14 protein-coding genes are annotated in these 10,997 nt (G+C 62.2%); 1 reads left to right on the top strand and 13 read right to left on the bottom strand.

Annotation, left to right across the window (positions count from 1 at the left end):
- The 13 genes from V6767_RS22475 to V6767_RS22415 all read right to left on the bottom strand — a co-directional run.
- Nucleotides 1-457: transposase (locus V6767_RS22475; RefSeq protein ID WP_448475475.1), on the bottom strand; the 457-nt coding region annotated here is incomplete at its 3' end.
- Between the two features lie 149 nt (nt 458-606).
- A complete protein-coding gene (locus V6767_RS22470) occupies nt 607-1,257 on the bottom strand; it encodes an ATP-binding cassette domain-containing protein (RefSeq protein WP_106313131.1) in 651 nt (216 codons plus the stop codon).
- Nucleotides 1,258-1,265: 8 nt separating this feature from the next.
- A complete protein-coding gene (locus V6767_RS22465; protein WP_448475474.1) occupies nt 1,266-1,973 on the bottom strand; it encodes an ATP-binding cassette domain-containing protein in 708 nt (235 codons plus the stop codon).
- Nucleotides 1,974-2,025: 52 nt separating this feature from the next.
- Nucleotides 2,026-2,871: an alpha-D-ribose 1-methylphosphonate 5-phosphate C-P-lyase PhnJ gene (locus tag V6767_RS22460; RefSeq protein ID WP_448475473.1), complete on the bottom strand. Its 846-nt coding sequence runs from the start codon at nt 2,869-2,871 to the stop codon at nt 2,026-2,028.
- Nucleotides 2,864-3,877, bottom strand: coding sequence for a carbon-phosphorus lyase complex subunit PhnI (locus V6767_RS22455; RefSeq protein ID WP_200338235.1), 1,014 nt, complete (start codon nt 3,875-3,877; stop codon nt 2,864-2,866). Before V6767_RS22455 ends, V6767_RS22460 begins: the two co-directional genes overlap by 8 nt.
- Nucleotides 3,861-4,436, bottom strand: coding sequence for a phosphonate C-P lyase system protein PhnH (phnH, locus tag V6767_RS22450; RefSeq protein ID WP_180902373.1), 576 nt, complete (start codon nt 4,434-4,436; stop codon nt 3,861-3,863). Before phnH ends, V6767_RS22455 begins: the two co-directional genes overlap by 17 nt.
- Nucleotides 4,433-4,912, bottom strand: a complete 480-nt coding sequence (gene phnG / locus V6767_RS22445) for a phosphonate C-P lyase system protein PhnG (protein ID WP_180902372.1) — start codon at nt 4,910-4,912, stop codon at nt 4,433-4,435. Before phnG ends, phnH begins: the two co-directional genes overlap by 4 nt.
- Nucleotides 4,887-5,402: a hypothetical protein gene (locus tag V6767_RS22440; RefSeq protein ID WP_106313149.1), complete on the bottom strand. Its 516-nt coding sequence runs from the start codon at nt 5,400-5,402 to the stop codon at nt 4,887-4,889. Before V6767_RS22440 ends, phnG begins: the two co-directional genes overlap by 26 nt.
- Nucleotides 5,403-5,422: 20 nt before the next feature.
- Nucleotides 5,423-6,175, bottom strand: a complete 753-nt coding sequence (locus V6767_RS22435; RefSeq protein ID WP_448475472.1) for an ABC transporter ATP-binding protein — start codon at nt 6,173-6,175, stop codon at nt 5,423-5,425.
- Complete coding sequence (locus V6767_RS22430) at nt 6,172-7,224, bottom strand: FecCD family ABC transporter permease (protein ID WP_180902370.1); 1,053 nt, start codon at nt 7,222-7,224, stop codon at nt 6,172-6,174. The genes V6767_RS22435 and V6767_RS22430 overlap by 4 nt, the downstream gene beginning before the upstream one ends.
- Entirely contained in the window at nt 7,221-8,318 is a 1,098-nt protein-coding gene (locus tag V6767_RS22425) for an ABC transporter substrate-binding protein (RefSeq protein ID WP_448475471.1), read from the bottom strand. Before V6767_RS22425 ends, V6767_RS22430 begins: the two co-directional genes overlap by 4 nt.
- Before the next feature lie 193 nt (nt 8,319-8,511).
- A complete protein-coding gene (locus V6767_RS22420; protein WP_448475470.1) occupies nt 8,512-9,354 on the bottom strand; it encodes a hypothetical protein in 843 nt (280 codons plus the stop codon).
- Nucleotides 9,305-9,820: a hypothetical protein gene (locus tag V6767_RS22415; RefSeq protein ID WP_448475469.1), complete on the bottom strand. Its 516-nt coding sequence runs from the start codon at nt 9,818-9,820 to the stop codon at nt 9,305-9,307. The genes V6767_RS22420 and V6767_RS22415 overlap by 50 nt, the downstream gene beginning before the upstream one ends.
- 124 nt (nt 9,821-9,944) lie before the next feature.
- Between V6767_RS22415 and V6767_RS22410 the strand changes: the two genes are divergently transcribed.
- Nucleotides 9,945-10,922: a LysR family transcriptional regulator gene (locus V6767_RS22410; RefSeq protein WP_448475468.1), complete on the top strand. Its 978-nt coding sequence runs from the start codon at nt 9,945-9,947 to the stop codon at nt 10,920-10,922.
- Nucleotides 10,923-10,997: the final 75 nt, after the last annotated feature.

Here is a 10,997-nt window from a genome sequence, read left to right as displayed (position 1 = left end):
CAAAGTGGCCGACTTTTGCTCCGCCCCGTGGCCGGTTTTTACGCCGCCGTTGACACTTGGAAACGGAGGATTTGGAAATCCCCGTCATGCCCATGGCCTGCACCAGCTCATTGACCTTGCGCGTCGAAACGCCGTTGATCCAGGCCTCCTGGATGACGGCCACCAGTGCCTTCTCCACCATCTTCCTTGGCTCCAGGAAGCCGGGAAAGTAGGCTCCCTGCCGCATCTTCGGTATCTTCAGGTTGAGCGTGCCGAGCCGGGTGTCGAGGGAGCGGTCGCGGTAGCCGTTGCGCCAGGTCTGGCGGCCATCGCCACGTTCATAGCGCCCAGCGCCGATCAGGCCATCCACGTCGGCCTCCATGATCAGTTGCAGCACGCTTTCGGCAATGGCCCGCAGGAAATCGCTGTCGCCGCTCTTCGCGGCAAGCTCGGAAAGAGCTAATCTGTCGTCGGTCATCGGGGTTCCTTTCGGCTGGTTGAAGTCTTGCAACTCCACCTTCTCCGACAGGCCCGGTGCCCACCTTGCGCTCAACGAATACGGCAGCTCATTCTCCACCGCCGTTTCCGCCTCAATGCGCCTCCGAAATTACACCACGTGCGCGGACGCTACCCTTTTGTTAGATCCAGTGAGATCGCTGTCCTTGCCGTTGGGATGCCGTCCTCGGTTTGGTGCACGCCGATGAGCGACGCGGTGCCCGCTCTCGCCAAGTCCGATAGGAAAGACCAAATGATGGGGTGCAGCGGTCGATCGAGCGAGGCGAAGGGCTCATCGAGTAGAAGTATTCGCGGTCGCCGCAAGGCGGCGAGCGCGATGTTGAGACGTTGCTTCTCTCCACCGGACCAGGTCACGGCAGGCAGGTCCCAGATATGTGGCGGCAGCGCCAACTGCTCAAAGAGCCCTTCTATTTCGGTGAGGCAAGTGCCGGGCGCGGCCATCTCTCGGGCAAGGTCGAGTCCGGACTTGCCCGGAATAGCTGTCAGAAACTGCGTGCAATAGCCAATGGTCGAACGCCTGATCGAGATCAGTTCCACCACGGAAAGGGTGAGAAGATCGCGCCGCCACCCGCCGGTATCCAGGATCGCCGTGCCCGCGCTCGCCACGCGAGTACCGTAGATAAGGTCCAGCAGCGTCGATTTTCCCGAGCCCGAGCCGCCGACGACCAGTCCCACCTCGCCCGCCGTCAGCGTGAAGGTCGCCGGGCCGATTGTCCGGTCGCCATAACGTTTCGCAAGGCCTTCGACACACAGGATCGTCATTCGAACACTCAAATCATCGACGCGACGAGATCGCGACTTGCTGGATGGCAGGGATCGGCAACCAATCGGTCCGGCGGCGCTTCCTCGACGATCCGCCCCTCGTGCAGAACGATGACGCGGTGCGCGAGGAGTCGGGCTATGCGCAAGTCGTGGGTCACGAGCAGCATCGCCACGCCCGTCCGGCGCTGGAGTTCGGACAAGAGCCTCAGGAGCCGCGCCTGGGCGGACGTGTCGAGGCCCGTCGTCGGTTCGTCCAGGAGCAGGATGTCCGGCTCGTGCACGAGCGCGCGAGCGATTTGCAGCCGCTGCTGCATGCCGCCGGAAAAGGCGCCTGGCAGGTCCCGCATCCGCGCTTCATCAAGGTCCAGTGCCCCAAACCAGTGCCGTGCAGCCTCCAAGGCCCGACCGAAGTGGCGTTCGCCATTGTCGAAGAGCGTCTGGGCGATGTTGGCGGCAGCGCTCGCGGCCAGGTCGAGCGTCTCGCGGGCATCCTGTGCGACGAAGCCGAACCGCCGGCGGCGGAGCGGGACGAGGGCCTGCTCCGGCAGATCGTAGAGAGACAGCGGCGTCCCGTCATCGACGGAGAGCAGGACCTGACCCTTCGTCGGAGGCAGGCATCCGGCCGCCGTGCGCAGCATTGTCGACTTTCCCGCGCCGGATTTTCCAACGAGACAAAGAACCTCGCCTGGATAGAGCGAAAGCGAAGCACCTCGCACGATGCGCCCGCCGAAGGAGATGTGGTCAAGCGTCAGGAGGGGCTGCGGTAGGTCAGGCACTGGCGGCTTCCTCCGCACGCTCGGCACAGCATTCCGTGTCGGAGCAGACCCATTCGCTCGTTCCGTCGTCCTTGAGGAGAAGGTGGTCGAGATGGCTCGTGGCGCACCCGCATATCACGCATTGCCGTCCGTCCGAGGGATGACTGGTGTTAAAGGGAACGTCCTCGAAGGCGATGCTTTCCACGCGCGTATAGGGTGGCAGCGCATAGAGTCGGCGTTCGCGTGCCGCGCCGAAGATCTGGATGGCCGGTGAATTGTCGAGGCGGACATTGTCGCGCTTGGGGATAGGAGAAGGTGACATCAGATAGCGACCTTCCACCATGACGGGATAGTCATAGCCGGGCTGGGCGACGCTTCCGCTTCCCGCCCTCTCCTCGAAGAGCCGCGTATAGACCCGACCGTAGTCAGATGCCGTGTGCATGCGGGCCGCCTCGCCGGCTGAATTGACGAAGGCGCGCAGCGGGTCCGGCCGCGGCACCTGGTAGACGACGACCTGTCCCTCTGCGAGCATCGCCTCGGGCACGCGCTGGCGGACCTGGATCAGCGTTGCCTCACGGGTCCGGGTCGTGGTGGCAACGAAGGCGGTGCGCGTGAAGAAGGCGCGGATATTGACGGCATTCACGGTCTCGTCGGAGCCGTGGTCGGTCACTTTCAGACGGTCGTCTGCACCGATGAGGCTTGCGGTCACGACCATGCCGCCAACACCCCAACCATAGGCGATCGGCATTTCCGGCGCGATGAAGGGCACCTGGTAACCGGGAACGGCTAGTGCCTTCAGAATGGTACGACGGACGGAGCGTTTGCTGTCTTCATCGAGATAGGCGAAGGTCTCAGTCATCGTCGGCAAGCCTCCGGATCGTTTCGAGATCGGCCTGGAAATCGGAGTAGTGCGGCAGCTTGAGATGCGAGACGTAGCCGCTCGCCTCGACCCCGTCGCCATGCGTCAGCACCAGGTCCGGGTCGAGCCCAGATTTCATCGCCTGATCGACTGTCGCCATCGCCACGGCCTTGCGCTCGTTGGCGCCGAAGGCAACGCCGAAGCCCGGGGACAGATGCGATTGCCGCCCGTCGAGTACCGGGGCCACCATGCGGCAGGCCGTCACCTCGATATCGCCGACAGAGACGGTGAGGCCGAGCTCCTCCAACTCGACGAAAACCTCGACTTCCCCTGCGGAAAGCTCCTCGACATAGGGATGGGACGCGCCGGCGGTGCGAAGGCGCGTATAGGCAATGCCCGTCAAGAAGCCTTCCTCGCCCCGCACCAGATGGCCGAGCGTTTCGGATGCACCGTAGGGAGGACGCAGCGGCACCCGCGTGATGTCGACCGGCGCCTCCTCCCGCTCCTGACTCTCCCCGGGAAGGCGATCGCGGCAGCGGGATGAGGGAGGCGCGCATGGAGTGCTCGCAACCTCTTCGGGAAGAGGAAAAAAAGCCGCCTCCTCCATGAGCGAGAAATCGAGCAGCCGGTGGGTATAGTCGTAGGTCGCCCCCAGAATCTGGCCGCCCGGCAGTTCCTTCACCGCGGCTGAGATATGCCGGTCGTGACGGATGGCCGAAAAGTCGATAGGCGCGCTATGGCCCATACGCCGCAAGGTCGCACGATGGGCGCGCAGCAGGAACGTCGCCTCTGCCACGTCGCCCTGTGCCTGTTTAAGCGCAAGGGCTGCGAGGTCCCGATCGTAAAGCGCACCTTCGGTCATAACCCTGTCCACTGCACCGCGCATCTGCTCACCTATCTGGGCAACCGTGAGCTCCGGCACGGAGGGATCACCCCGACGCCTGCGCGCCAGCGCATCAAGACTTGCAGCGATAGCGGCCTCGCCGCCCTTAACGGGAACGTACATCGGATATCTCCAGCCTCACGCTACGGGGAAGGCAGGCGCACCAATCTCCCGCCGTCAGGATGAGGTCGACGCCGAGCGGATAGGCAGCGTTGTTGCACGTCCATTGCGCGAGAAACGTCGCCGGCAGGCCAAGGGGGGCGAGGGTCCGACCCCCGGGTCCGATTCCCGGCCCCGAAAGGTTGAGCGCCGCACCGCCCGAAAGGCCCGTGACCTCCGCAATGACCGTGGCGGAAAGATGCGGGTCGGCCGGGCTTCCCTTCGGAAAGATATCGATCCGATCCAGCATCTCGCCACGACAGAGGGCAAAGGTGCAGGACTTTCTATCCACCATCGGCCACCGCGCCGCGATTGCGCGATCCCGAATATCCACGAAGCTTTCGTCGATCCAGAGCGGTGTCGTAGTGTCGGCCAATGTTGACAGAACGACCGCGTGCGCCGCCTTGCCTTCAGCAAGGACCACGACTTTGCCGGGGTAGGAGAAGGCTTCCAGAAGACGGCGGAATACGCGCTGGTCCTCGTGGATACGATCCGTGCCTCGCCGGTCGATCTCGATTTTCACGGTGCACTTCCTTGTCTCGCCGCGGTGAAGAAATGCGCCGCCGTCTTCTGCGCCTCCTCGGCCTTGCGGCATCGCCGCGCCATGATGGCGTCTTCGGCCGGCTGCAGCAGCTCCAATGCGAGCAGGGCGTGCGACTGCGGATCCTGCAGCAGCGCGTCGAAGAAGGCGGCGAGTTCAGCCCGCTCCGGATCGCGGCCGAGCACCACGGCATAACCGCGCCGACCGTCGATCTCCACGATGCAGCGCGTCATGGTCGCCTCGCCGAGATGGAAGGGCGTTCCCGTCACGGGCGCTTTCGCACACAACTGAAGAAGGCCGACCTCCGGTCCGACAAACCGGCGCGCCGCATGGCGCTGCCGGCTGCCGTCGAAGGCCGATCTCAAGAGGTCGATAGGGGCGCGGGCAAGCACCCCCATCCATTCACGACGCCCGCCCTCGGTGGAACAGTGCTCAGGCACGGCTGACCTTGGCGTCATAGACATCCTCGGGAGAGAGTGGCACCAGACGATCACCCATTTCGCGCTTCAACGCGGCAAGCTGTATCTCGTCTTCGGCTGTCCTGTCCTCCTTGCGAGCCAGCGTGATAAACTCGGGGCGGACATGGCCGGGACGGATCGTCACCTCAACGACGGTACCCCGATAGGTGAAGCGGAAGTAGTATTTGCCCTTGGGGCTTTCCTCGATGCCATCCCAACCGAGCGACCGGTCAACCGTGTAGCGGTCGTCCGTCAGGGCGCGCGTGACGAATTCGATGGCGTCGCGGCCGCCGGGGCCGGGAAACGCCGTATCGATGCGCACCTCGCGGCGCTCGATCGGCCGGCCCTCGTCGAGCAGCGGAAAGGCGCGTTGCATCACTTTCAGGCCATGCGCCACGCCGCCCGGAAAGGTGGTGCCGTGATAGTTCAGTAGTTCGGCAAAGCTGACGGTGAAGGTTTCGCCGTTTTCGAGATAGGTGATCGTGTCCAAGATTGGCTCCTGTCTTGCGGTTATGATGGAAGGGGCGCCGCCCCGAAGATCGGGGAAACGACATCTGGCCGGCCGGGGCCGGGAGTATGGCGGGCAAACGGCACGCCGTAGAGGCGGGCGAGTTCTCCGTCCGTCATCATCGCGGAGGCTTGGCCATAGCGGACCTCGTCTCCGGCATGCATCATCAGCGCCCGGTCCGCGAGGAACAGGCCGTGCTGCGGATGGTGGGTCGTAAAGATGATCGTATGGCCGCGCGCCTGCCGCAGGCGCATGAGGACTCCGAGCAGAAGGTCCTGATTGGCGAGGTCGAGCGAGGCGGCCGGCTCGTCGAGCACCAGTACTTTCGTTTCCGTTGCCAGCGCCCGGGCAAGCAGCACAACCTGCCGCTCGCCGCCGGAAAGCTGGCCGAAGGGCCGCCCGGCGAAACACTCGGCGCCCACGGCCGCGAGCGCGGAGAGCGCCGCCGCCTCGTCCTGCTTGCCCGGCAGGCCGAAAAGCCCGAGCCGCCCGGCCCGTCCCATCGTCACGATATCGAGGCAGCGATGCTGCTCGCCGCCACTTTGCAACTGCGGCACATAGCCGACGAGCGCCGGCATGGTGCGCTCACCCTCGGTCAATGTCAGCGAACCGAGCAAGGTGCGCAGCAGCGTCGTCTTGCCCCGTCCGTTACGGCCGAGGATCGCCAGCACCTCACCCTCCGCCAGCTTGAAGCTGACATGGCGGAAGATCCAGCGCTCACCCCTTCGAAGGCCGGCATCCTTGAGTGTGATCATCGGGCAGGGCCTCCCTGCGTCTGGCGCGTGCACAGGAGATAGATGAAGACGGGTGCGCCTATGACCGCCGTCAGGATACCGAGCGGCAGTTCCGCGCTCGTCACGGTGCGGGCGAGCGTATCGACCGTCACCATGAAGCTGGCGCCGAGCAGCGCCGCCGTACCGTGGAAGCGGCGATGGCTTTCGCCGACGAGCAGGCGCGCGGCATGGGGAATGACGAGGCCGACCCAGCCGATGACGCCGGAAACCACAACGCAACCGCCGATGATCACCGAGATGACCGCAAAGACAAGCCAGCGCGAGAAGCCGACATTGACGCCGAAGGACCGCGCCTCCTCTTCCCCCATCGAGAGCACCGCGATGCGGAAACGCAGGCGATAGAGAAGCGCGATGGCGACGAGGATGACCGGACCATGCTCACCGACTTTTTGCCAGCTTGACGAGGAAAAGCTGCCCATCAGCCAGAAGACGATGGCGGGAAGCGAGGTCTCCGGATCGGCGACATATTGCGTGAGCGAGATCATGGCGGAAAACAATGCGTCTATGACGATGCCGGCCAGGACGATGGAAAGGATCGAACGCCCTGCCATATGCGAAATCACCGCCACCAGGACCAGCGCCGTAAGCGCCGAGGCGAAGGTGGCCGCAAACAGCATCGCGGCACTGCCTCCGACGAGCAGGGTCAGCGTGCCGCCCAGTGCCGCGCCGGAGGAAAGACCCAGGACACGGGGCGAGACGAGCGGATTGCGAAAGAGCGCCTGCAGGGCCGCCCCGCAGAGCGCAAGTCCCGCTCCGACGATCGCTGCGAGCAGGATCCGCGGCAGGCGCACATTGATGAGTATGCGCTCTTCCATCGTTTCCGGTGCGGCCATGCTGGAAAGCCAGCGGCCGAGAATCTGCCATACGTCGGCAAGCGGTATGTGGAACCGCCCGGTGGCGGCGGAGACGAAAGCCGCCACCGCAAGGACAAGCACGAGCGACAGCCAGTGAAGGGCGCCGCCAGCCGCCTGCCCGTTCGAAAGCCGGGCCTCGGTCAGGGCGGACGTCATTTGCGGGCAAACTGCTCGTAGTTGGCGGCACCCTTGTTGAGTTCGAGCTTCAGCACGGCATCGATCTCTTCATCGGTGGGCGTATAGTTATAGAGCCGCTCGAAGCCGCTCTTCACCTCGGTGCGCAGGTCGAAATGGAAGAGGTCCGGATGGGCGAGATTGGCGAGCCACATGCAGGTGAAGGGGCTTTCATGGCTGGCGCTGTCCCAGACATAACCGCCGTTCGGCGTCTTGTAGACGCGACCAGCCTTTGCCGCGGCTGTCTGCGACAGGATAGCATCCTTCAGGATCGTTTCGCGGCCGGCGTCGGCTTCGTGCGCCGTCAGCATGATAAGGTCGGGGTTCCAGGCCGCGATCTGCTCTGCATTGACCTCGGCCCGGACGCCAAGACCTGCGGCGACATTTTCGCCGCCCACCAATGTGATGTAGAAGTTCTGGTAGCTCTTCTCACCGGTCGCCGTGAACTTGCTCTTGGAGGAGCGCAGGTGCAGGATTCTCGGTCTGGTGGCGTCCTGATGCGCGGCAAGCGTCGCCATGATCTCGTCGATCACCGCGTCACGCCATTTGAACAACGCCTCCGCCTTGTCTTGCTTGCCAAGGATATTGGCGACGAGGCGGATATTCTCCCGCGCCAGTTCCTCCGTGCCGCCATTGCCGCCACCGACCATCAGCGCGACGGGAATACCGGCATTGCGCAGGGGGGCCACCAGTTCGTCGCCACGTCCGCCCCACTGGATGACGAGGTCCGGCTTCAGCGCAGCGATCGCCTCGACATTCGGCATCCACCCGTTGCCGCCCTCCGCGACAATGCCGCTCTCGATGGACGCGGCATCCGGGAACATCTTTTTGAGAAGACCTGTTTCGAAGGCCTTGCGCGAAACAGGATTCATGCCGACCAGGTGCTCCGAGGAGCCGTCCACCGCAATGACAGTCGCGGCACCGGGCTGCGGCAGCGTTACGATCCGCTTCGCTGGGCCGGGCAGCGTAATCTCCGCGCCCGTAACATCCTTGAAGGTGACGGGATCAGCAAGGAGCGGCGCCGGCGAAAGGGCGAGAAGGAAAAAGGCGGCAGACAGGCGCAATTTCAAAGTCATCGGTTGTCCCATTATTCATGATAAAAATACTCATGTTTTTTTGTACAAAGGGGAAGGCGTCGTATCAAGTCGAACAAATCGGACAATGTGGAAAGAAATTTCGAACAGCGGCGCCATCGGGAAAGCTGCTGCCAGACAACTATCGATCGCATTAATGCCGACGACAGGTGACCGCCATTGACGGGAAATCGTGTCAAGCATTCGCACAGGCCCTCAGATTGGGTGCAAAGCGGTCGAGGAAGCGGGTCGTTGCCGGCATGAAGCGTGAACCGTGATGGTACATCGGGTCGAGCGAGGAGATGACCATCGTGCCGGCCGTCGAAATCGTGTCCATGTAGAGGATGGCGCGCCCCTCGCCGTCGCGAGCCAGAACCGGTGCGCCTTCCGGTGGCGTGAACCAGCCGTGCAGATGCCAGGTCACGTCCTGCTTGCCGATGTGGCGCATCAATGGGTGTGTCTTAGCCTGATCGGTCAGTTCGACCCCGAGATCAGCCCCAGGGGTGAGCCACCACCACCAATTTGTCGGCGTTCTGGTGAAATGGACCGCAGGAAGCCATAATTCCGACTGGCTTTCTCCCAACGCGATCACCGTGCCGCCGGCATCAAGATGGCGGGCGATGACAGCCCTCTGCTTGATCATGCGCTGGGCCGGGGTTCGGCATGGCACCCAGAGGATATCCTGGGGGCGCAGTACGTTAACGAGGTCCTCGGATGCGCAGATGACATCGAAAATACCGGTATAGGCCGACCCTTCCAGACTATGGATATGATAGTAGGTTCCGGAACTCGACGGGACGATGCGTGGGCCCACCCTGCTTGTATCGCGCGCGCCGCCATAGCTCTCGGCCCTGGTTAGCGGCAAGTCTTCGAGCGGCAGTGTCAGCGCGAAGCAATTCGAGGAGAGGCAGGAACCGCCGTTTGCCCAGTTGATAATGCGCCGCGTCAGGTCCGGGGCGAGATTCCATTCAAGCCCGATCGTGCCGAGGTCATTGCCGGCATGGGAGAAGAACCGGCCAGCCCGCGGCCTTGCCCACACCCAATCGACCGGGACTCGTGGGGCCCAGCCCATTGACGGCCACCGCGCCCTCCGGTGGCGGATTGCAGCCGCGTCCGTAGAAACCCGCGACGCCCCTGTTGGTCTCGATCTTCTTCAGGTCGATACCGTCATAGAGCGAATGAGGATTGATCGACGACAGATCGAAATTTTGTCGTTTTGGTGCGACGATCGAACGATACTGACCGATGCCATCAACCAGCGGACGCGCCATATGGCCGTTGAAGAACCAGCGCCCACCGTGATCGAGAAAAGACGCGAGCGCATCCTTGAGCGCCAGCATGGCATTCTGGTCGAGCTGATTACCGGTGATCAGCCCCTTGTGCGACATGAGAATCTCGACCGTGAGATCGGCTTGCTCTGTGATGGCGACTTCTCCACGGAGCGCGGCAGCCCGAACCGTCTCGGATGGCTCTTCGAAAGTGGATTTCAAGAAAATCGTGGTCATGCTGCCCCCTACCGATCAGTTCTGTCTGCAAGGCAAAGTCAGGAGCCAGCATGGTTCTGAATATCATGACTAGTACTATCATGTTTTTTCGGATAGGAGATGAGGTGGCGTTTGGACAAGTCGAATGAATAGAACAGATCGAACGATCATATCGAACAAGCTATCGGCGGTCTCGATACGGGATTTTCTCCTTGTTACGACCGTCTGGAAGCGCTCCAGCTTTAGGGTCGTTGCGCGGGAGTTAGGGATAAGCCCGTCGGGCCTCTCCCATCAGGTTCGCAAGGTCGAGGAAGCTCTTGGCACGACCTTATTCGAACGGTCCAGCCAGCAGGTGAAGGCGACCCTGGAAGGTGAGGTTCTCTTGTCTCACATTCAGGATGTCCTCGGGGTGGTTGGTAAACTTGACCTCCTCGCCGTGAAGACGAGCCGGCCCTTCGGAGGGCACCTTAAACTTGGCGCGATCTCAACGATCGGTGCCTATGTTTTGCCTCACGTCGTAAATCTGTTCGAGGCAAACTTTCCTGATGTCAGAATTGATCTCCTGGAAGGCAAGACCGAAGGGGTCACCCAACGTCTGCGCGGAAGTGAAATTGACATGATGTTATCTTGCCGTTTCGCTGACAATGCGGATCTGGAAACAAAACCTCTGTTCACCGAGCGCTTTGATTTGATCGCCAACGTAGCTCATCCGCTTGCGGCAAAGACATCAATAAACGTTCAGGATCTTGATGCATGTGAGTTTATGACGATGGCAGACGGCGAGGGTTATAGCGAAGATACGCTACCTGCAGCGATACGCACGACACAGCACGACTACAATGCTTGTCGCACCGAAATCAGAGGGTTGAGTCTCGAAACAATCGGTGCGCTCGTTTCAATGAAAGGGGGGGCTAGTATGGTTCCTTCGTTAGCCTCTCCCCGGCTAAGTACCTTTCCTAATGTAAAAATTGTGAGCATCTCCGGCCGCGCGCCACAACGAACCATATACGCTTCTTGGCGCAGATCGTCGCCTCATCAGGAGGCATTTCATCAGTTGTGCCATATTTTGAGCGAGATGCAGGCGGTATGCGATCTTCCGATCGCAGGCGCGAGTTCATTATAGTTGGTTAGAAAAGTTTCAAGGGCTCTGTTGCAAAAAAATCCAGCTGGCAAGGCAAGCCCCTCATTTTCTGCTGTC

This window comes from Martelella sp. FLE1502 (assembly GCF_053484255.1).
Note: the sequence above shows the minus strand (reverse complement) of the source record. Positions and strands in the feature narration are given on the sequence as shown.